Origin of the sequence: Streptomyces violaceusniger Tu 4113, assembly GCF_000147815.2 — a bacterium.
Lineage (GTDB): Bacteria > Actinomycetota > Actinomycetes > Streptomycetales > Streptomycetaceae > Streptomyces > Streptomyces violaceusniger_A.
Genome location: NC_015957.1, coordinates 9,366,800 through 9,387,268 on the forward strand (window position 1 = coordinate 9,366,800; position 20,469 = coordinate 9,387,268).

Consider the following 20,469-nt stretch of genomic DNA (forward strand, 5'->3'; position numbering starts at 1 on the left):
CTCATCCTTCCGCTCAATGCTCACAGATAGATTCCGTGCAAGCGCTCGTCGAACTCCCTTACCACCTGCGGCTTGTTAGCCGAGGTGAAGGATCGGCGCACTGCGCGGGACCGCTCCACGATCCGTCCGGATCGATAGCGCACGCCCGTCTCCAATGCCCTGGTCGCCAGGGAGAATGCCCCGTCAAGCCGTCCCGCGACCATGTGCGCGGAGGCGAGATCGAGCATGAGCAGGGCCCGCTGCTTCTCATGTCCGGAGGTCATGGCCTCGCCCGCCTCGTCCTGGGCCGCTCTGACCCATTCAGGGAGCCCGAGTCGCGCTCCGCAGGTCAGGCGCATGGCCGCGACCTTGGCGCCGTTGAACGTGAACATCCAAGGCCAGGGCGCGGGATCCTCGGTGGACACCTGCTCGGCAGCCTTGGCCGCCTGGGCCAGGGCCCGGTCCGACATTCGGGCATCACCCGCTACGGCATGCGCCAGGGCCTCGGAGGCGCTCAGCCACGCGGTGGCCGTGGCGATGGGTCGCTCTTCGAGCCGACTACGGGCCTGGTTGAGGAGGTTCAGGCTTTGCACGGCGTTGCCGACATGGGCCTCGAACTGGGCGAGGGAGCCGAGTTGGTAGGCGGCCAGGAGGCGGTCTCCGGAGCTGCGGGCCGCCTTGATGGCGTTCCCGTACCAGGTCCTGGCGGAACCGTAGTCACCCATGTCCCAGGCCAGCCATCCGGCCAAGCTCGCGACCTCGCTCCCGACCGCGGCAAGGCGATACCTGGCGTCCTGGTGGTCCGCCTCGCTGGTGATGGTCTGCGCGAGGCGAAGGTGGGCGAGTACGGGCTCCTGAAGCTGCCTGGAGGGCGTTGTGCCGTCGAGACGCCGGAACGCCGTCGTGGCGAGCCTGAGGCTGGCTGCCTGGCCTCCGTCGTTGCCTTGATGACGGTGTGTCATGGAGGCCGGGGTGAGTATCGGAGCAGCGACTATCGCCGCCGTCCCGTGAAGGAAGGTGCGCCTTTCCACGTCTGATCCGTCCACATTGGCGGCCTGGACCGCAGATTGATCGGCGAGGCCGACCAGCCGGAATGGGATGTTCAGGTGGGTGGCCACCCTCGCCAAGAGGGTCATGTTGTAGGTCGCGGCGCCGTGCGCTTCCAGTCGCGAGATCGCTGACTGACTCAGGCCACACGCCTGCCCCAACTGCTTCTGGGAGAGTTGCGCATCGACCCGGACGAGCTTGACCACCCGCCCGTAGTCACCGCTGCGCGATGCCTCTCGTACCGCTTGAGTTGACCGGTTCATTGCTTTTCTTTCCCCCCGGCACCTTGGTACCTCGCCGCGAAGTGATTCCGCCAAGCGCATGCGCACAGCGCATAACCGTATGCACAGGTCGGGTCACGGTTGGTACAGACAGCATGTCTCACGCTTCAGTCGTCCCACCACATTCACGGACCGTGGAGACATCTCCATGGGGGAGCGCTGATGACCGTGACCGCTACACCTCGCCCCACGGGGCACCCCGGATACTCCCAGACCATGGGCCGCGTACCGGCGAGCGCGGAAGTCGCCCGCAAGCTGGTGCGGACCGCACTGGCCGCCTGGAGCCAGGAGGACCTGATCGAGGACGCCGCGCTGGTGATCACCGAGCTGGTCTCCAACGCCGTCGACCATGCCCGTCTGGAGTCGATCCGGGTCGTCGTCACCCGACCGTCCGAGAAGTTCGTCCGCCTCGGCGTCGTGGATCGGTCCCGCAACGTTCCCTATCTGCGGACGGACTCCAACGGCGACAACACCCGAGGCCGGGGGCTGCTGTTGGTCGACGCCCTCACGGACCGATGGGGGACGGACCGGTACCGCTGGGGCAAGCAGGTCTGGGGTGAGATGAAGTGCGATTGATCATCCACACCGCCGACCACCCGCCGCACGGCCGCCCGCGTGACCTCACCACGGCGTTCGGGACCAGGTCAGGGGAGCACTCCTAATGACGAGCGGCGAGCAGACCGCCGAGCCGTTCGCCACCGAAGCGTGGCGAACGGCGATCGAGCACGCTGCGGGCTGCCTGACGTGCCGGACACCCGGCGCCGTCTGCTCGGAGGGCGAGCGGCTGGTGCGCGCCCATGAGGAGGCCACGCGCAAGGCCCGGTCAGGAGGCGTCGGATGAGGCGCCGTCACCAGGGCCCCGCCGCACGGGCCGCGCTGCTCGCCTTCCGCACCGTTCACCTGGACCCTGGTGAGTCAGCGCGATCTCCGCGCCGCTGGGGCCCACGCCGGAAGGGGTGTCGGGAGACCGGTATCCCGACCTCGTATCCAGGGGAGATGTGACGTGAGTGAGCGCGTGGAATGGGACGACCTTCCGGCCGACCTGCGCAGCGCCGTGGAGGCCCGTACGGGAAAGGTGGTCGCGGCCGAGGGCATCGCGGACGGGCTCAATTGCTCCACGGCCCTGATCATCGAGACGGCGTACAACGGCCCGCTGTTCCTCAAGGGCGTGCGCCGCACCGACGAGCCCGGCATGGCGGCGCTCCGGTGTGAGGAGCGAATCAACGCGACCGTCGGCGGCATCGGCGGCGTCAGCCCCGCGATCCGCCACCGGTTCGACGCGGGCGGCTGGACGGCCCTGGCGTTCGGCTGCATCAGCGGTCGGCACGCGGACCTGGGGCCCGGCTCCCAGGACCTGGCAGCCGTGGCCGCCACCCTGCGGCGGACCCACGACCTCCCGGTCCCGGACTTCCCCCTGCCTCAGTTCGCGGACAGGCTCCGGACGTTCCTGCGGCCGGGCGAGGCGCAGATTCTCCAGGGGAGCCACCTGCTGCACACCGACACCAACCCCCACAACATCATGATCGGCGACGGCGGCGGGGAGGCGTACCTCGTGGACTGGGCCATGCCCGCGATCGGCCCGGCCTGGGTGGATCCCGCCTGCACCGCGGTCCGGCTCATGGAATGCGGGCAGCCGCCCGAGGACGCCCTGGCGTGGCTCGGGCAGTTCGCAAGCTGGCGGCGGGCGAGGCCGTCCGCGATCCGCGCGTTCGTCGACGCGACATGCCGCCACTGGACGGCGACCGTCGGCGACAAGAGCGCGGAACCGAGCAACAGCCGCTTCCGGCGCTTGCTGGAGTGCGGCCGGACCGAGACCGCGTGAGTCCAGCCCCCGCTCCTGCGCCACCCCCGTGGCGTGCGGGCGGGGCGGCCAGGGCGCTCCGGGATGCCGCCGCCCAGGGCTTCTCTCGGGGATCAGCGTGCGGACCGGACCACAGGCGGATGCCTGCCCGGCCAGATCCGCTTCTGAACGCACCCTAGTCATCGCCACTGCCACCATCACCGCTGGTCCGGTTCAGGCTTCGGCGTCGGTTCTTCCGGGAGCGCCGCAGGAGTTCCCCCGCGGCAAGCGTCACGGTCGCCACCACGCGGGCCCAACGAGGCCCGCCGCGCTCGGCCCACACCACACACGCGCATCCGCCGGTGGCAAGCGCCAAGACGCCCAGCAGCACCAGAACAGCCATGTTCCCGGCCCCTGCATTCGTTCTTCCGGTCCTCGTGATCGTCTCACCGGAGAGAGAGGTGGCTGAGGTTGGGCCGGGCGGCGGGATGCGGGAAACCATGGAGGTCCTCCGCGGCGTGGCACATGATGAAGGCGGTCGTCCCGTCAGAAGCGAGGTGTCGCGTCCCGATGAAGCGCAAGACCGGAATCCTCCTGGCGGGCCTGGCCTCCGTGGGCGGCGCCGTCGTGGGCGCGGGCCTGCTGCACAACCGGCGGCCTGATCGCAGGGAACGCCTTCACGTCACGGTCTACAGCGAGCCCGGCTACATGGGCCGCAACCAGAGGCTGACCTGGACCGGCGGCAAGCGCGAGGTCATCCCGCTCACCCGGGTCAAGCTGCCGCGCATCGGCTCGATCAGGCTGAACCGGCTCGTCTACCGTTTCCAGCCCGACGTGCGGCTACCGAACCCGTACTTCCTGTGGCACGCCCTCACCGAGCGCCCGGACTCCACGGACCCCGAGGGCGGCATAGCCAGCTTCATCGCCATGCACCAGCTCGCCGGCATGTTCTCGGTGGGCTTGTGGGAGCCGGTCCGCGAGTTTGAGGCGCGGTCGGGGGTGCGGCTCTGGGCCGGGCGTCCCGGCGTGCGCCCCGGCTATCCGCTGCCCGCGCATGACCCAGGGGACCCTTCCGGTAAGGCGGCCTCCGGCGGCTCGCGCTGGCACGACGTTCTGGCCGATACGCCCGACCTCGCCTCCTGGAGCAACCGCACCCGCTACCTCGAACTCGGCTATCACGGCGGGAGCGGCGCCCGCCGCTGACCGGCCGCCTGCCCTGGCCGCTGCGGTAAATCACGCGCTTAGCGGGGCGCACCGGGTCTCGCCATCGACCATGCTGTCGGCCGCGGTCATGAGGGCCTCCAGGTGGTCGCGGGCCATGGCCAGGTCGGCGATCTGGGCGTTGATGCGGTCGCGTTCGGAGGTGAGGCGGGCGCGCATGGCGGGGGTGGCGACGCCGGTGTGCATGCAGGGGAGGAGTTCGCGGATGGTCTTGCTGGACAGGCCCGCGGCGTAGAAGCACTGGATCAGCAGGACGCGGGCGACCGCGGTATCCGGGTAGTGGCGCTGGCCGCTGGGGCTGCGCTCCGAGGTGAGCAGGTGCTGCTCTTCGTAGTAGCGCAGCGCTCGCACACTGACGCCGGTCCGGGCGGCGAGTTCGCCAATGCGCACCGTGACTCCTACCTCTGACGTCAAGGGTCGTTTCAGCGTAGTCGAGGTGTGGTGCGGCGGGGTCGGATCTCGGTGGGCGGGAGCGTCAGTGCGCTGTCGGGTTCCCACCGCCGACGGACCCGTCGGCGCGGCCGCGCCGGGCCTCGTCCTCGAGGAGCAGGGAGAGGAGCGAGGCCACGGGGAGGCCGGCCTCGGCCGGGTGGCGCAGGACCTTCCCCGGCTCGATGCGGTACGTGTTCGTACGCCCCTCACGGGTGTGGGACAGATACCCGTCCTGTTCCAGGTCAGCGATGATCTTTTGGACGGCGCGCTCCGTCAGCCTGCAGTGCGCGGCGATGTCGCGGATCCGCACGTTCGGATCGTCGGCGATCGTGGCCAGCACGCGGGCATGGTTCGTCAGGAACGTCCATCCGGTATGCGATTCAGGCACTCCTCCCATGGCCTCATGATATTGCCAAAGCGATGATGCATCTGTAAACATGAATCCCGCTTCGTGTAAGACAAGTCGTGTAATTGTAGCCCGGCGACTCGGAGGGAGACGGACAGATGCACGCACGAGAGGTCTCGTCACCCGAGCCCGGACATCGCTTGCCGTACCGGCCCATACATGAGGCCGCACCCGGGGCATCAGCCGGGGCGACGCCGTCGCGCCCCTCCCCCGCAGCCTCGGCCACCCTCATCACCGACAGCTACCAGGAGGGGCCCCGAAAGGTTGTCGTGGTATGGGGCGAAGTGGACTACGAGACCGCCCCCGCCTTGTCCGCCGTCCTGCACGAAGCCCTCCGCGCCTCCGCCGAGGGCGTCGACGTGGACCTGAGCGGGGTGGCGTTCTGGGACTGTTCGGGCCTCAACGCGCTGCTGAGGCTTCGCCGAGAGGCGCTCGCGCACGGCAAGACGGTCACCGTCCGCTCCCCGAGTCGCATGGTCAGGCGAGTCCTCACCCTGACCGGCACATCACCGCTGTTCTTGCCCCCGCGCCCCTGCCGTCGGGCCGCCGAGGGCCGCTCGGTCACGCCTCCTTCTCGTCCTTGATGGCCTCGGCGATTCGGGTCAGCGCCTGGGTGATGTTGTCCACGGCGGTGGCCTTGTCGATGCCGAGGCCGGTCAACAGGCCCGCGCCGTCCTCGTGTTCGAGGAGGGCGAGGAGGATGTGCTCGGTGCCGATGTAGTTGTGGCCCAGCCGCAGGGCCTCGCGGAAGGTGAGCTCCAGGACCTTGCGGGCGCCCGCGTCGTACGGGATGAGCTCGGGCACCTCCTCGGCGGCCGGAGGGAGGGCCTCGGTGGCCGCCTGGCGGACGGTGTCCAGCAGGACGCCCTGGGCGAGGATCGCCTTCGCGGCGAGGCCCTCCGGCTCCTGGAGGAGGCCAAGGACCAGGTGCTCGGGGCGCACCTCGCCGTTGGAGGCCGCGCGGGCCTCGTTCGCCGCCGCCATCACGGTGTTCCGCGCCCGTGGGGTGTAGCGGCTGAAGCCCTGGTTGGGGTCGAGGTCCGACGGTTCACCGGGCGCCTTGGGGACGAAGCGCTTCTGGGCCGCCTGCCGCGTCACCCCCATGCTCTTGCCGATATCGGTCCAGGAGGCGCCGGAGCGGCGGGCCTGGTCCACGAAGTGGCCGATGAGGTGGTCGGCCACCTCATCGAGGTGCTCGGCGGCGATCACCGCGTCGGTGAGCTGCTCGAGGGCGTCGGTGTGGACCTTCTTGATGGCCTCGATCAGATCGTCGAGGCGTACGGGATGACTGAGTCCGACTGGTTTCGTCATGCGTCAACCATAGGTTGACACCCTGCAGGCGTCAATGCCAGGTTGACAGTGAATTCAAGTGGCGAGAGCCCGGCCCCGCGTGCCCGCCTAGCCGCGGTGCTCGTGGCGCGGCCGGTGCGGGGGCCAGAACGACGTCCACGTGAACTTGTCGCCGCCCACCCACCGGACCACATCCGGATCGTCCAGATCGACGTCGTCCAGTCCGACCTCCCGGGCGATCTCGATGACGTCCAGGACCGAGTGCGCCTTGCCCGCCAGCTCACCGGCGATCTCGACCAGACGGAAGGGGGGATCGTTCTGCTGCACGCCGAGCACCACGATCGGAGGCCGGTGAATGCGCGGGGCCTGGGATTCGGTCATATGCCCCAGGCTGCTCCCCACGCCCTCTCACCGCACCTCGGAGGCGCCGGACCGCGCGGCCGGATACCCCGTCGGACCGCACCGGCTCGCCCGGCTCCGCGGCGCGGCCCACGATGATCCGGTGGACGGAGAACAGGGCCGCATAGCCGGCGGGCTGGGCCGCCGGGGCTTCCTCGGGGCCACGGCGGCGGCCGGTGCCGGGGCCGCCGGGGTGGCCGCGACGGGCTGCGACTCTGCCGGACGCGATGGCCACCGCGCCCGCCCCTCCCGTCGCGCCGACGCCGCGCGCCGGGCGGAGGAGGCGGAACGGGCCCGGCCGGGCAGTGCCGACTGGCGCATCCGCTCGACGGGGCCGCCCGACGCCATCGAGGGCTATACCGACCGGGTGAGCGTGCTGCCCGACGAGGAGGTCGGCCTCTACGTGTCGACCACCGCCCCCGCCTTCCGCGTATCGGCCTACCGGATCGGCTGGTACGGCGGGGCGCAGGCGCGCCTGGTGTGGCAGTCGGGCCGGGTGGACGGCAAGAAGCAAGGCGCGCCCCTGTTTCTCGACGCCACCCGCACGGTGCGGGCCGACTGGGACCGTTCACTGCGCATACGCGCCCGGAACTGGCCGGAGGGCGCGTATCTGCTGCGGCTGGACGCCTCACATGGCCATCAGCGCTATGTGCCGCTGATCGTGCGCTCACGGCAGGCGCGGGGCCGGACGCTGCTGATGCACGCACCGGCCACCTGGCAGGCGTACAACACCTGGGGCGGCTACAGCCTCTACCAGGGCCGGGACGGTGCGTACGGGAGCCGCTCGCTGGCCGTCAGCTTCGACCGGCCGTACGCGAAAAGCGGGGCGGAGAAGTTCTTGGTCTACGAGCGGGCCATGGTGGTCCTCGCCGAACGGCTGGGCCTTCCGCTCGCGTACACCACGGGCGTGGACGTCCATCTGCGACCGGCCGTGCTGAAGGGCGCCTCGGCCGCCCTGTCGCTCGGCCACGACGAGTACTGGACCCCGCAGCAGCGGCGGTACGTGACCCGGGCCCGGGACGACGGCACCAATCTGGCCTTCCTCGGCGCCAATACCTGCTTCCGCCGGATCCGGCTGGAGCCCGGCCCCGGCGGTGCCCCCGCGCGCACCGTGGTCTGCTACAAGACCGCCTACCGGGACGACCCGTATCTGGTGAACCATCGCGACCTGGGGACCACCGACTTCCGTCAGCCCCCCGCGCCCGATCCCGAGTCCTCGCTGACCGGCATTCTCTACGAGGGCTACCCGACCGACGCCCCGTACGTCGTCCTGGACAGCGGCCACTGGCTGTTCGCCGGGACCGGGGTGGACGACGGCGACTCCTTCGACCATCTGGTGGGTGTGGAGTACGACCGGGTCACCCCGGGCTATCCCACCCCGGCGCCGCTGCGGATCATCGCCCACTCCCCCCTGGTCTGCCGGGGGCGGCACAGCCACTCGGACTCCGCGTACTACACCGTGGCGAGCGGGGCGGGAGTCTTCGCCTCGGGGACGATGCGCTGGGTGGAGGCCCTGATGGCGGGGACCCATGAGAACGGGCGCGATCACGGGATGGACGCACGCACCAGGGCCTTCGTCACCCGCACCACGGAGAATCTGCTGCGCGCCTTCGCGGCGGGGCCCGCCGGCCGGGACAAGCCACGGCCGGCGGACAATGTCCGCGCGGTGTACGGGACCGGGGCGCGCGCCGAATTCGCGTGAGCGGCGGGGCTCCCGCGCCCGGGAGCCCCGCCTGTCAGGCGCTGCAGCCAGGGCGCCGCCGCCAAGTCCACCCCCGTCGGCATTCGTACGCCTTGGCGTAGAGCGAGTAGTCGCCCGCCGGGACGTCCTGGTAATCGAGGGCGTACGGAGAGGTGGTGTCGGTGCCGAGGAGCTTGGTGTCGCTGTAGAACTCCACCTTGCTGATCGTCGCCCCGTCGGCCGCCGCGGCCGTGGCCGTCATCGGGACGGTGCCGCCGGAGGTGAAGACGGCGCCGGGGGACGGGCTGCTCAGCACCGCGATGGGCGGCTGATGGGCGCCCGGGCAGGCCACGCCGTTGACGGCGAAGGAGGTGGGGCGGCGTTGGTGCCGCTGTAGGTGAACTGGGCGCCGGTGGTGACATTGCCCCCGGCCGCGATCTTCGCTTGTGCCCGGCGTTGGTGACGGTGACGGTCCTGCCGGACTGCGACCAGCTGCCGTTCCAGCCGTTGACCAGCTTCTGGTTGCCCGCGTAAGTGTAGGTGAGGGTCCAGCCGTCGATGGCGTCGGTGCCGGGGTTGGTGATGGTGAGATCGGCGGTGAAGCCGGAGCCCCGGTCATTGGTCTTGTAGTCGACCGTTCCTGAAGACTGAGCGGAAGTGAGTCCTGTTGCCAGGAATCATGCTCAGTCGCGTGCCCCGAACGGTGCTGGGCACACTGGTCTGCCGCGTTCGCTCCGCATCCGGCGCGCATGGATCGTGTCCGTGGTCCGGGGATGCGGGGGCGGGGTTCCTCACGCCTCGGGGCGCCCGGTCGGGCCTGGACGGTCCGATGCCCCACACGATCGCTCTGGTCGTGTGGGGGCGGTGCCGTCCGTCGCCGGATCGGATGTCCCAGGGCGCGCCTGCCGATCGCCACGGCGGCTGCGTCGTGGCGGGTGGTGGTGCGGTTGGTGCTGGTGAGGGGTTTCTGCCAGTGCTGGGCGCCCCACTTGCTGGTGTAGGCCGGGTCGACGGCGATGACGGTGATGCCGAGTTCGGCCGCCATGCTCACGAGCCGGGCCCGCAGTCTGCTGACGGGCATGCCGGAGATGAGGTTGCGGAACTTCTTGCGCCTGCCGTGCTTCTCGCGGGTCTTCTCTGCGGTGAGGTCGAGGTTCTCGATCGCGATTGCGAGGCCGTGGCGTTTGGCCCAGTGCAGCAGGCGGATCAGGGCGTGCCGGACCTGGGCGTCACGGTGTGGGGCGGGGCCGGACAGGTCGAAGCCGAACCGGAGCGGTTCTCCGACGGGGTTGCCGTGTGTGTCCAGGCGCCAGGCTGCGAGGTGGTCGGCGTTGGTGTCGATGCCAACCAGGCCGTTCGTGCGGGCCGCGGCCAGGGGCACGGTCTTCACCGGGGGGACTGTCCACGATGCGGTGAGGTACCAGCGCCCACATGATGTGTCTTCGTGGATGCGGTAGGCGATGGCGCGGTTGGCGGTGACCCGGTCGCGCCACTGCTCACCCCGGTGCGCGAACGCCACCCGCGCGGCGAGCACGTACCGGCCGTGCGGGGCGTTGGCCAGATGCGCCAGCGGGGCGGGGAGTTTGAGGGAGACCTCGCCGTCGGGGGTGACGCGGATGGTCTCGTTGCCGAACCGCTTGCCGGACTCGCCATCGGCTTGGAGGAACCGGCGCACGGCCTGCCACCGCGTGCGCCACTGCTCCTCGGTGAGCCCGGCGGCCCGCAGGTGGTGGCGGGTGTTCAGCAGCCCCTTCCCGCCCCGCACCACACGGACGACTCCGGCCTCACGATCGGCCCGCGCCGCCTGAAGCCGGTCTTCGAGCACGTGCACGCGGCGGGCCTTCGCATGCCACTCCTGCCTGCTGCGGTAGCCGCCCGGAGCGCGCTTGCCGCCCTTCTCCCCGATCGGCAGGGACAGCCGGTGCGCGATCGTGCGCACACCCGCTTCCAGACTCTGGACGTGTGCGAACTGCCCGCGCCTGGCCAGCGCCCACTGATCATGGGTGCCCTTGGTGATCGACCCGGCCCATCGGGAGGAGGACCCCTGCGTCAGGGTCCTCTTGCGCTCGGCCCACTGGCCGGTGTCGTGGACCAGCCCGGCCGCGCACCGTGCTTTCAGGTCCAGGGAGGCGAGCGTACCGAGCAGGTCACCGATCAGACGAAGAACCCTCTCATCCTCAACACTCAGGCGCTTGAGCCGGTCCCGGACCGCGACTCCGGACGGGCCAAGGGCGACAAACGGTGCCGCCACCTCCCGTAGCCCGCCCATCCCCTCACCCCCGCCCCCGCGCTGGCCGAAAAACCCCTCACCACGCTCAACGACCATCACCGGCAAAGGTCACACATTCGACCAAGGAACCTTCGTTCCTGCTCATGGGGTCGCACGTGCCGCAGCCCGAACACTCACTCATGTGCGCCACAACACGCCTGTGCGCAGTCAGTCCCCAGCAGTTCCCAACCCCGCACTGGACCGCCGCGGCGTGCGCGGGGGCGGCGCCGCCCGCCGCGGTCATGGCCACGGGGAGCGAGAGCGCGGCGGCCAGGGCGGTCACCAGCCGTCTCATGCGTCGTCGTGCCCCTGAAAGTCGTGCGCCTGAAAGTCGGGCGCCTGATAAGGGCGAGCCACGCTGTACGCGCATCGGGGGGACCTCCTCGCGGTTCGTGCGGGTGGCGGGGGAAAGTGCGAACCAGTGGGAGCGCTCCCAAGGTTCGTGTCAGCCTGATGAGGTGTCAAGTCTTTGAACAACACCGGGTGCTCAGAGGTCTTCTACCGATAATTCCGTGAACGGGAACTGTTGACATGAGCCCGTCGAGCGCTACCTTCACTTCAACCAGTGGGAGCGGTTCCAGCAGTCTGCGCCGTATCGAACGGCGCTTGGACCTCAAGGAGTCGCTCCATGCGAGCACCCCCGCGCCTTTATGCCTTGGTGGCCGCCGCGGTCTTATCCGTGGTGGGCACCGCCCTGGTGCCCACCGCCGCGTCGGCGGCGAACGGCCCGGCCATGACCACCGCGTCGGCCGCCCCCGCCGACGCACCGCCGAAGCCATCGATGCCGTCCAAGCCGCTCCGCCCGAACGCCGCACCGCCGAAGCTGCGCGCCTCGGGCAACAAGCTGGTCGACGAGAACGGCGCCACCCGGCGGCTGCTCGGCGTCAACCGCTCCGGCGGTGAGTTCATGTGCGTCCAGGGATACGGCATCTTCGACGGCCCCGTGGACGACGCCTCCGTCAAGGCCATCGCGGACTGGAAGGTCAACGCGGTCCGGATCCCGCTCAACGAGGAGTGCTGGCTGGGCCTTTCCCATATCGACCCGGCCTACGGAGGGCCCAACTACATCGCGGCGGTCAAGGCGCTCGTCGCCCGGCTGGAGGCCCATGGCATCACGCCCATCGTCGAACTCCACTGGTCCCACGGCAGATACACCGGAGGGGACAGCCACTGCCCCGGCACCGAGTACGCCACCTGCCAGAAGCCGATGCCGAACGCGCAGTACACCCCGGCCTTCTGGACCTCGGTCGCCCAGACCTTCAAGAGCGACCAGGCCGTGGTCTTCGACCTGTTCAACGAGCCGTTCCCGGACCGCGCCACCTCCGACCTCACGGCAGCGTGGAAGTGCTGGCGCGACGGCGGGAGCTGCCCCGGAATCGACTTCCAGGTCGCCGGGATGCAGACCCTGCTGAACGCCGTAAGGACAGCGGGTGCCAAGAATCTGGTCCTGATCCCGGGGGTCGCCTACTCCAACGATCTGCGCCAGTGGCTGACGTACAAGCCGAGCGACCCGGCGGGCAACCTCGCCGCCGCCTGGCACACCTACAACTTCAACACCTGCTCGAGCGAGAGCTGTTTCAACGAACAGCTCGCCCCGGTCATCGCCCAGGTCCCGTTCGTGGCGGGCGAGATCGGCGAGAACACCTGCTCCCACGGCTATATCGACCGGGTCATGGCCTGGCTGGACGCCAAGGGCGCCTCGTATCTGGGCTGGACCTGGAACACCTGGGACTGTTCCTCGGGCCCGTCTCTGATCAGCGATTACAACGGCACGCCGACCAACTTCGGCGTGGGACTCCGTGATCACCTGAAGGGAATGCAATGAGCCGCAGAATCCGAATGGCGGGCACTCTGCTCGCCGCCTCCGCGCTGACCATGGGGGCGCTGACCGGCGTGGCGTCCGCCCAGGTGGACAGCGGCAGGGCGGCCGCCGCGAAGGTCGACAACCCGTACGCGGGCGCCAAGGTGTACGTGAACCCCGACTGGTCGGCGAAGGCCGCCGCCGAACCGGGCGGCAGCAAGATCTCCAACCAGCCGACCGGCGTCTGGCTGGACCGCATCGCCGCGATCAACGGCGCCAACGGCGCGATGGGGCTGCGCGCCCACCTCGACAAGGCGCTGCAGCAGTCGGCCGGCAGCCCGACCGTCGTCCAGTTAGTGGTCTACGACCTGCCCGGCCGTGACTGCGCCGCGCTGGCGTCCAACGGCGAGCTCGGCCCGACCGAGATCGACAAGTACAAGACGCAGTTCATCGACCCGATCGCAGCGATCCTCTCCGAGTCGAAGTACGCCAACTCGAGTCTGCGGATCGTCACCACGATCGAGATCGACTCGCTGCCCAACCTGGTCACCAACACCAACGGCCGTCCCACCGCGACCCCGCAGTGCGACACCATGAAGGCGAACGGCAACTATGTGAAGGGCGTCGGCTACGCCCTCAACAAGCTGGGCGCCATCGGCAACGTCTACAACTACGTGGACGCCGGGCACCACGGCTGGATCGGCTGGGACGACAACTTCAACGCCACCGCCCAGGTGCTCAAGCAGGCGGCGACGGCCGAGGGCAGCACGGTCGACAAGGTGGCCGGCATCATCGTCAACACGGCCAACTACAGCGCGCTGAAGGAGAACAACTACACCATCGACGACTCGGTCAACGGGACCACCGTGCGCCAGTCGAAGTGGGTGGACTGGAACCGCTACGTGGACGAGCTCTCCTTCGCCCAGGCGTTCCGCCAGGAGCTGGTCAACGTCGGCTTCCCGAGCAACGTCGGCGCGCTGATCGACACCTCCCGCAACGGCTGGGGCGGCTCGGCCCGGCCCAGCGGCCCCGGCGCGAAGTCGGACGTGGACACGTACGTCAACGGCGGGCGCTACGACCGCCGGATCCACATCGGCAACTGGTGCAACCAGTCCGGTGCCGGGCTCGGTGAGCGGCCCAAGGCGGCACCGGCGTCCGGGATCGACGCGTATGTGTGGATGAAGCCCCCGGGCGAGTCGGACGGCTCGAGCTCCTCGATCCCGAACGACGAGGGCAAGGGCTTCGACCGGATGTGCGACCCGACGTACACCGGCAACCCGCGCAACGGCAACAACATGTCGGGTGCGCTGGCGAACGCTCCGCTGTCGGGCCACTGGTTCTCGGCCCAGTTCCAGGAGCTGCTGAAGAACGCCTATCCGGCGCTGTAAGCACCTGGCCCGTCCCCTGATCGGGGGGCCGGTGGACACTGTCCACCGGCCCCCCTTTTTTCGGGGCTCGGTTCGCCTCCGGGGCGCCTCAGCCTCCCCCGGCTACCGCTGGGAGGTGCCCCCTGTCGGCGGTCGACCGTGCTCGGTCGCTCACGAGGCGGAGCCGCATATCGATCGCAGCCCTCGCTCCCTGCGCGCGCTCTCCCTTTCGACAGCGACGCGCCCCTTCGGCTCGCCCCCGGCTACCGCTGGGAGGTGCCCCCGGCCGGAAGACCCCAGCGCCCGGATGCGTAAGCCGTTGCCCTCAGGACGACTCCCGCCGCACCAGTTGGGTAGGAAGTATCATCTGCGGCCGCTTGGAGGTGCGGTCCGACAGCCCCGCGATCTCCTCCAGCAGCACCCGCACCATCGCCCGGCCCATCTCCTCCGTGGCCTGCCGGACGCTGGTGAGCGGAGGGTCCATATGGCGGGCGACGGCCGAGTCCTCGAAGCCGACCAGCGCCACGTCGTCCGGGACGCGCCGCCCGCTCTCGCGCAGCACCTGCCGGGCGCCCGCGGCCATCACGTCCGAGGCGGCGAAGACCCCGTCCAGGTCCGGGCGCTGGTCGAGCAGTTCGCGCATGGCCCGGCGGCCGCCCTCCTCGGTGAAGTCCGCGGACGCCACCAGCTCCGGCTCCACCTCCCGGCCCGCCGCCCGGACCGCGGCGCCGTAGCCCTCCAGGCGGCACTGGGCGACATACATGTCGAGCGGTCCGGTGATGGTGGCGACCGTCGAGCGGCCGCGGCCGATGAGGTGTTCCACGGCGGACTGGGCGCCCCCCGTGTTGTCCGAGTCGACATACGGGACCGATTCATGCGCCGAGCGGCGGCCGCTGAGCACCGCGGGCATCTCGATCTGCTCCAGCAGGTCCGGCAGCGGGTCGTCCGCGTGCACGGAGACCAGCAGCACCCCGTCGACCCGGTGCGCGGAGAGGTAGTCCGCGAGCCGCTGCCGTTCCTTGGGGGTGCGGATGAGGGTCAGCAGCAGTTGCAGATCGGTGTCGGCGAGCTCGGCGCCGACACCGCGGATGATGTCGGAGAAGTACGGTTCGGCGAAGAGCCGGGTCTCGGGCTCGGGGATGACCAGGGCGACGGCGTCGGCACGGTTGGCGGCGAGCGCGCGGGCCACCCGGTTGGGCACATAGCCGAGTTCGGCGACGGCCTGCTCGACGGCTGTCCGGGTGCGGTCGCTGACCCGCGGCGAACCGTTGATCACGCGCGAGACGGTACCGCGGCCGACTCCGGCACGGGCCGCCACTTCCTCGAGGGTCGGCCGTCCCCGCCCCGCGCCATGCCGCCGCGTTCCTGCCATATCGCGCCTCCAGCCGTCCGTACCCAGCAGCTCCAACCCCCCAATGGGCGGCTGCGGAGTCATTCAACAGCAGTGTGGTTTCGGGAAGTTGTCTCGCGCACTCCCTTGACACCCCAGCGGGGAGCCGCGACCCTTCAACACATCACCGCTGGGAGCGCTCCCACAGTACCTGAGCCATACACAACCCGCACGATGTCCACCCGGCTCGATGCATCTCAAAGGCCCATGTATCGCTACATATTGGCCGGAAGCCGTTGGGCGGGACGCTAGGAGGACGGAATGCGCAGAGACACTGGTAGTCACCGCAGCACAGCCGTGGTCCTCGCGGCCGTCGCCGCTTTAGGAGCCGGGCTGCTCAGCGGCTGCGCCGATGACGGCGACGACGGATCCGCCGGCTCGTCCGGCGGCGGCGACAGCAAGGGCAAGACGGTCGTGACCGTCGGCACGTACGGCGTCATGGGTTTCAAACAGGCCGGGCTCTATGACGAGTACACAAAGCTGCACCCGGATATCAAGATCGAAGAGAATGTGATCGACCCGGCCTCGAACTACTACCCGCAGTTGCTCACCCATCTCGGCTCGGGCAGCGGGCTCGCCGATATCCAGGCGGTCGAGGTGGGCAACATCAATGAGGTCACCACCACCCAGGCCGACAAGTTCGTTGATCTTTCGAAGGCGGACGGCGTCAAAAAAGAGAACTTCCTCGACTGGAAGTGGTCGCAGGCCACCGCCAAGGACGGAAAGACGATCGGCCTCGGCACGGACGTGGGCCCGATGGCGATCTGCTACCGCAAGGACCTCTTCCAGCAGGCCGGGCTCCCGGCCGACCGTGACGCGGTCTCCGAGCTCTGGGCGGGCGACTGGCAGAAGTACCTCGACGCCGGCAAGGACTACGCGAAGAAGGCGCCGGGCGGAGCCGCGTTCCTGGACTCGGCCGGCGGACTGTTCAACGCGGCGGTCTCCGGCAGCTCGGAGGTCTACTACGACAAGAGCGGGAAGCCCATCTACAAGGACAGCCCCGCCGTCAAGAAGGCGTGGAAGCTGGCGACCGACGCGTCCGCGGCCAAACTCTCCGCAGGACTGCAGGAGTTCACCAAGCCCTGGCAGCAGGCGCTCGCCAACGGCAAGTTCGCCACCGCCTCCTGCCCGGCCTGGATGCTCGGCCAGATCAAGGAGTACGCCGGGGACAAGTACACGGGCAAATGGGACGTCGCCGCCGCCCCCAAGCCCGCCAACTGGGGCGGCTCCTTCCTCTCCGTGCCGCAGGCGGCGAAGAACAAGGACGAGGCGGTCAAGCTCGCCACCTGGCTGACCGCGCCCGAGCAGCAGGCCAAGCTCTTCGAGAAGCAGGCGAGCTTCCCCAGCGCCCAGGCCGCGTACGACCTGCCGCAGGTGGCCGACGCCAAGCTCCCCTACTTCAACAACGCGCCCATCGGCAAGATCTTCTCCCAGGCCGCGAAGGACAGTCCGACGCAGGTCCTGGGCCCGAAGGACGCCGTCATCAAGCAGAACTTCACCGATGTCGGCCTGCTCCAGGTCGAGCAGCAGGGCAAGTCCGCAGGCGAAGGCTGGAAGGCCGCGATCAAGACGAACGACAACGCGCTGGACCAGTGACCCGGACATGACCGCACCTTCCGGTTTTACCCCTGATACGGCCGCGCCCCCCGCAGGGCAGGGGGGCGCGGCCCCGCGCGCCGCGACCGCGCCGGCGCCCGACCCGGCCGAGCAGCGGCGTCGCGACCGGCGCAGCCGCCGCTACCGCTGGGATGTGCGATGGAGCCCGTACGCCTTCGTCGCCCCCTTCTTCGTCTTCTTCGCCGCCTTCGGCCTCTTCCCCCTGCTCTACACCGGGTGGGCCTCGCTGCACCAAGTGGAGCTCACCAACCCCACCCATATGGAGTGGGCGGGGTGGCACAACTACTCCAGGCTGTGGGAAGACGAGTTCTTCTGGAAAGCGCTGCGGAACACCTTCACCATCGGGGTGATCTCCACCGTTCCCCAGCTCATGATGGCTCTCGGGATCGCGCATCTGCTCAACTACCGGCTGCGCGCCTCGATGTTCTTCCGGGTGGCGATCCTCACCCCGTACGCCACCTCCGTCGCTGCCGCCACGCTGGTGTTCGCGCTGCTCTTCGGGCATGACTACGGCATGGTCAACTGGTCTCTGGGGCTGGTCGGACTGGACGGCATCGACTGGCAGAACGGCACCTGGACCTCGCAGCTCGCGGTCTCCACGATCGTCATCTGGCGGTGGACCGGTTACAACGCGCTGATCTACCTGGCCGCCATGCAGGCCGTGCCGAACGATCTGTACGAGTCGGCGGCGCTGGACGGGGCCTCGCGCTGGAAGCAGTTCCTGCATGTCACCGTCCCGTCGCTGCGGCCCACCATCCTCTTCACGGTCGTCGTCTCCACGATCGGGGCCACCCAGCTCTTCGGTGAGCCGCTGCTGTTCAACACCGCGGGGACGGCCACCGGCGGCGCCGATCACCAGTACCAGACGCTCGGCCTGTACATGTACGAGCAGGGCTGGGTGAACCTGCACCTCGGCCGGGCCTCCGCCATCGCCTGGACGATGTTCCTGATCCTGCTGCTGATCGCCGCGGCCAACGCGCTGTTCGCGCGACGGCTGCGAAAGAGCCAGTGAGGGAGACGAGGAGAACCATGAGCGCCACTGTCTCTTCCCGGCAGACACTCGATCCGGCAGCTCCCGCGCACACCACTCGGCGGGGCGGAATGAGCCGCAGCCGAGCGGGCAGGCAACTGCACGGAGGCAAGATCACCTACGCCGTGCTGATCCTGTTCACCATCGGCTCGCTCTTCCCGCTGGTGTGGACCGCCATCGCCGCCTCCCGCACCAACACCCGGCTGGCCCAGACGCCCCCGCCCCTGTGGTTCGGCAGCAACCTCTTCAACAACCTGGACAAGGCGTGGAACGGCGCCAACATGGGCACCGCGCTGCTCAACACGACGGTGGTGGCGGGCACGGTCGCGGCGTCGACTGTGCTGTTCTCGACCATCGCGGGCTTCGCCTTCGCCAAGCTGCGCTTCCGCTTCAAGAACATCCTGCTGATGCTCACCATCGGGACGATGATGGTGCCGCCCCAGCTCAGCGTGGTGCCGCTGTACATGATGGTGGCCAAGCTGGAGTGGACCGACCAGCTCCAGGCGGTCATCGTGCCGACACTCGTCAGCGCCTTCGGGGTCTTCTTCATGCGGCAGTACCTCTCCCAGGCACTGCCGACCGAGCTGATCGAGGCGGCGCGGATGGACGGCGCGAGCAGCTTGCGGATCATCTGGCATGTCGTCTTCCCGGCGGCGCGTCCGGCGATGGCGGTACTGGGAATGCTCACCTTCGTCCAATCGTGGAACGACTTCTTCTGGCCGTTCATCGCGCTCACGCAGAACGGCAACCCGACCATGCAGGTGGCATTGACCGGTCTGAGCCGGGGGTACACCCCGGATCAATCACTGATCATGGCGGGGGCGCTGCTGGGCACCCTGCCGCTGCTGCTCGCCTTCGTCCTCTTCGGCAAGCAGATTGTGGGGGGCATCATGCAGGGCGCGGTCAAGGGCTGAGCGGCCCGCCACCACCACTCCGTCCTCCCTCCCCGTTTCCCCTCCCCCACGACCTCGAATGGGAGCGCTTCCATGACGCTGACCTTCCCGCCCGGATTCCTGTGGGGCGCTGCCTCGGCCGCCTACCAGGTCGAGGGCGCCGCCCAGGAGGACGGCCGCACCCCGTCCATCTGGGACACCTTCAGCCACACCCCCGGCAAGGTGCTCGCCGGTGACACCGGTGATGTGGCCATCGACCACTACCACCGCTTCCGCGAGGACGTCCGGGTGATGGCGGAGCTGAACCTGGCGGCGTACCGCTTCTCGGTGTCCTGGTCACGGGTGCAGCCCACCGGCCGGGGACCGGCCGTCCAGCGTGGGCTCGACTTCTACCGCTCGCTGGTGGACGAGCTGCTGGGCGCGGGCATCCAGCCGGTGCTCACGCTCTACCACTGGGACCTCCCCCAAGAGCTGGAGAACGCCGGCGGGTGGCCGGAGCGCGAGACCGCCGAGCGGTTCGCCGAGTACGCGGGCATCGTGGCCGAGGCGCTCGGCGACCGCGTCGAGTTCTGGACCACCCTCAACGAGCCCTGGTGCACCGCCTTCCTTGGCTATGGCTCGGGGGTGCACGCCCCGGGCCGCACCGAGCGGCTGGCCCCGCTGCGCGCCGCCCACCATCTGAACCTCGCCCATGGCCTCGGCGCCCAGGCGCTGCGCGCCGCGCTCCCCGCCCGCGCCCAGATCGCCATCAGCCTCAACCCGGCCGTGGTCCGGCCGCTCAGCGACAAGCCCGAGGACCTGGACGCATCGCGGCGTATCGACGCGCTGGCCAATCGCGTCTTCACCGGGCCGCTGCTGCGCGGTGCGTACCCCACCGACCTGATCAAGGACACCGCCTCGATCACCGACTGGTCGTTCGTCCGGGACGGCGATCTGGCCGTCATCAAGCACCCCCTCGACGCGCTGGGCATCAACTACTACACACCGTCATTGGTAGCAGCCGGCACCGACAACGACGGCTCGCCCGCCCGCCACGACGGCCACGGCGCCAGCACCCACTCCCCCTGGCCGGGCTCGGAGCAGGTGGCCTTCCACCAGACGCCGGGCGAGCGCACCGAGATGGGCTGGACGATCGACCCGACCGGACTGCACGACCTGCTGATGCGCTACACCCGTGAGGCGCCCGGCGTACCGCTGTACATCACCGAGAACGGCGCCGCGTTCGACGACAAGCCGGACGCGGAGGGCGCGGTCCACGACCCGCGGCGGATCGACTACCTCCGTGACCATCTGGCCGTCGCTCACCAGGCCATCGCGGACGGCGCCGATCTGCGCGGCTATTTCCTGTGGTCGCTGATGGACAACTTCGAATGGGCGTACGGCTACAGCAAGCGCTTCGGCGCGGTCTACGTCGACTATCAGACGCAAGCCCGGGTGCCGAAGTCCAGCGCCCGCTGGTATGCCCAGGTGGCCCGTACCGGAGAGCTCCCGGCGGCGTAGGGGACCCGCGTCCGCGGCGCCGCCCGCTGGGGGGCGGGCGGCGCCGCGGATGGCAGTCGAGGCGGCGCACAGGGGCGCAACCGGGC

At 69.6% G+C, this 20,469-nt stretch carries 19 protein-coding genes and 2 pseudogenes; 12 read left to right on the plus strand and 9 right to left on the minus strand.

The window, feature by feature from the left end:
- Positions 1-20: 20 nt before the first annotated feature.
- On the minus strand, positions 21-1,289 hold the full coding sequence (locus STRVI_RS38150; protein WP_014060906.1) for a helix-turn-helix domain-containing protein: 1,269 nt from the start codon (positions 1,287-1,289) through the stop codon (positions 21-23).
- A gap of 180 nt (positions 1,290-1,469) precedes the next feature.
- Between STRVI_RS38150 and STRVI_RS38155 the strand changes: the two genes are divergently transcribed.
- The 3 genes from STRVI_RS38155 to STRVI_RS38165 all read left to right on the plus strand — a co-directional run bounded on the left by STRVI_RS38155 (position 1,470) and on the right by STRVI_RS38165 (position 3,129).
- On the plus strand, positions 1,470-1,883 hold the full coding sequence (locus STRVI_RS38155; protein ID WP_014060907.1) for an ATP-binding protein: 414 nt from the start codon (positions 1,470-1,472) through the stop codon (positions 1,881-1,883).
- Between the two features lie 85 nt (positions 1,884-1,968).
- A complete protein-coding gene (locus tag STRVI_RS38160) occupies positions 1,969-2,148 on the plus strand; it encodes a hypothetical protein (RefSeq protein ID WP_014060908.1) in 180 nt (59 codons plus the stop codon).
- A 162-nt stretch (positions 2,149-2,310) separates the two neighbouring features.
- Positions 2,311-3,129, plus strand: coding sequence for a phosphotransferase family protein (locus STRVI_RS38165; RefSeq protein WP_014060909.1), 819 nt, complete (start codon positions 2,311-2,313; stop codon positions 3,127-3,129).
- A 154-nt stretch (positions 3,130-3,283) separates the two neighbouring features.
- Here STRVI_RS38165 and STRVI_RS49320 read toward each other — a convergent pair whose 3' ends face one another.
- Positions 3,284-3,490 carry a hypothetical protein gene (locus STRVI_RS49320; protein WP_078505545.1) on the minus strand — a complete coding sequence of 69 codons (207 nt, stop codon included), beginning with the start codon at positions 3,488-3,490 and terminating at the stop codon, positions 3,284-3,286.
- A gap of 167 nt (positions 3,491-3,657) precedes the next feature.
- On the opposite strand from STRVI_RS49320, the gene STRVI_RS38170 reads away from it, so the two are divergent.
- The gene (locus STRVI_RS38170) at positions 3,658-4,290 is read left to right on the plus strand and encodes a hypothetical protein (RefSeq protein WP_014060911.1); all 633 of its coding nucleotides are present in this window, start codon (positions 3,658-3,660) and stop codon (positions 4,288-4,290) included.
- Between the two features lie 30 nt (positions 4,291-4,320).
- On the opposite strand, the gene STRVI_RS38175 is transcribed toward STRVI_RS38170, so the two are convergent.
- Both STRVI_RS38175 and STRVI_RS38180 read right to left on the minus strand, forming a co-directional pair.
- The gene (locus STRVI_RS38175; RefSeq protein WP_014060912.1) at positions 4,321-4,698 is read right to left on the minus strand and encodes a MerR family transcriptional regulator; all 378 of its coding nucleotides are present in this window, start codon (positions 4,696-4,698) and stop codon (positions 4,321-4,323) included.
- Between the two features lie 85 nt (positions 4,699-4,783).
- Positions 4,784-5,137: a helix-turn-helix transcriptional regulator gene (locus STRVI_RS38180; RefSeq protein ID WP_014060913.1), complete on the minus strand. Its 354-nt coding sequence runs from the start codon at positions 5,135-5,137 to the stop codon at positions 4,784-4,786.
- A 107-nt stretch (positions 5,138-5,244) separates the two neighbouring features.
- Between STRVI_RS38180 and STRVI_RS55780 the strand changes: the two genes are divergently transcribed.
- Positions 5,245-5,730 carry an STAS domain-containing protein gene (locus STRVI_RS55780; RefSeq protein WP_014060914.1) on the plus strand — a complete coding sequence of 162 codons (486 nt, stop codon included), beginning with the start codon at positions 5,245-5,247 and terminating at the stop codon, positions 5,728-5,730.
- Here the strand turns inward: STRVI_RS55780 and STRVI_RS38190 are convergent.
- Positions 5,708-6,457, minus strand: a complete 750-nt coding sequence (locus tag STRVI_RS38190; protein ID WP_014060915.1) for a Clp protease N-terminal domain-containing protein — start codon at positions 6,455-6,457, stop codon at positions 5,708-5,710. The genes STRVI_RS55780 and STRVI_RS38190 overlap by 23 nt on opposite strands.
- Before the next feature lie 87 nt (positions 6,458-6,544).
- Positions 6,545-6,817: a hypothetical protein gene (locus STRVI_RS38195; RefSeq protein WP_014060916.1), complete on the minus strand. Its 273-nt coding sequence runs from the start codon at positions 6,815-6,817 to the stop codon at positions 6,545-6,547.
- Between the two features lie 121 nt (positions 6,818-6,938).
- On the opposite strand from STRVI_RS38195, the gene STRVI_RS38200 reads away from it, so the two are divergent.
- The gene (locus tag STRVI_RS38200; protein WP_106686012.1) at positions 6,939-8,537 is read left to right on the plus strand and encodes a N,N-dimethylformamidase beta subunit family domain-containing protein; all 1,599 of its coding nucleotides are present in this window, start codon (positions 6,939-6,941) and stop codon (positions 8,535-8,537) included.
- An 82-nt stretch (positions 8,538-8,619) separates the two neighbouring features.
- Here STRVI_RS38200 and STRVI_RS49330 read toward each other — a convergent pair.
- Both STRVI_RS49330 and STRVI_RS38205 read right to left on the minus strand, forming a co-directional pair.
- A pseudogene (locus tag STRVI_RS49330) lies at positions 8,620-9,190 on the minus strand (cellulose binding domain-containing protein); the annotation flags it as partial.
- Positions 9,160-10,785, minus strand: a pseudogene (locus STRVI_RS38205) (IS200/IS605 family accessory protein TnpB-related protein); the annotation flags it as partial. The pseudogenes STRVI_RS38205 and STRVI_RS49330, both read right to left, overlap by 31 nt.
- A 628-nt stretch (positions 10,786-11,413) precedes the next feature.
- On the opposite strand from STRVI_RS38205, the gene STRVI_RS38210 reads away from it, so the two are divergent.
- Entirely contained in the window at positions 11,414-12,610 is a 1,197-nt protein-coding gene (locus STRVI_RS38210; protein WP_014060919.1) for a glycoside hydrolase family 5 protein, read from the plus strand.
- Positions 12,607-13,974, plus strand: a complete 1,368-nt coding sequence (locus STRVI_RS38215) for a glycoside hydrolase family 6 protein (protein ID WP_014060920.1) — start codon at positions 12,607-12,609, stop codon at positions 13,972-13,974. Before STRVI_RS38210 ends, STRVI_RS38215 begins: the two co-directional genes overlap by 4 nt.
- Before the next feature lie 304 nt (positions 13,975-14,278).
- Here the strand turns inward: STRVI_RS38215 and STRVI_RS38220 are convergent, their stop codons facing one another.
- A complete protein-coding gene (locus STRVI_RS38220; RefSeq protein WP_014060921.1) occupies positions 14,279-15,325 on the minus strand; it encodes a LacI family DNA-binding transcriptional regulator in 1,047 nt (348 codons plus the stop codon).
- Between the two features lie 279 nt (positions 15,326-15,604).
- Here STRVI_RS38220 and STRVI_RS38225 point away from each other — a divergent pair, with 279 nt between their 5' ends.
- From STRVI_RS38225 to STRVI_RS38240, 4 genes are all read left to right on the plus strand, one after another.
- The gene (locus STRVI_RS38225) at positions 15,605-16,939 is read left to right on the plus strand and encodes an ABC transporter substrate-binding protein (protein WP_014060922.1); all 1,335 of its coding nucleotides are present in this window, start codon (positions 15,605-15,607) and stop codon (positions 16,937-16,939) included.
- Positions 16,940-16,946: 7 nt separating this feature from the next.
- On the plus strand, positions 16,947-17,972 hold the full coding sequence (locus tag STRVI_RS38230) for a carbohydrate ABC transporter permease (protein ID WP_014060923.1): 1,026 nt from the start codon (positions 16,947-16,949) through the stop codon (positions 17,970-17,972).
- Positions 17,973-18,061: 89 nt separating this feature from the next.
- A complete protein-coding gene (locus STRVI_RS38235; RefSeq protein WP_251982996.1) occupies positions 18,062-18,904 on the plus strand; it encodes a carbohydrate ABC transporter permease in 843 nt (280 codons plus the stop codon).
- Positions 18,905-18,976: 72 nt separating this feature from the next.
- The gene (locus STRVI_RS38240; protein WP_014060925.1) at positions 18,977-20,383 is read left to right on the plus strand and encodes a glycoside hydrolase family 1 protein; all 1,407 of its coding nucleotides are present in this window, start codon (positions 18,977-18,979) and stop codon (positions 20,381-20,383) included.
- Positions 20,384-20,469 lie beyond the last annotated feature (86 nt).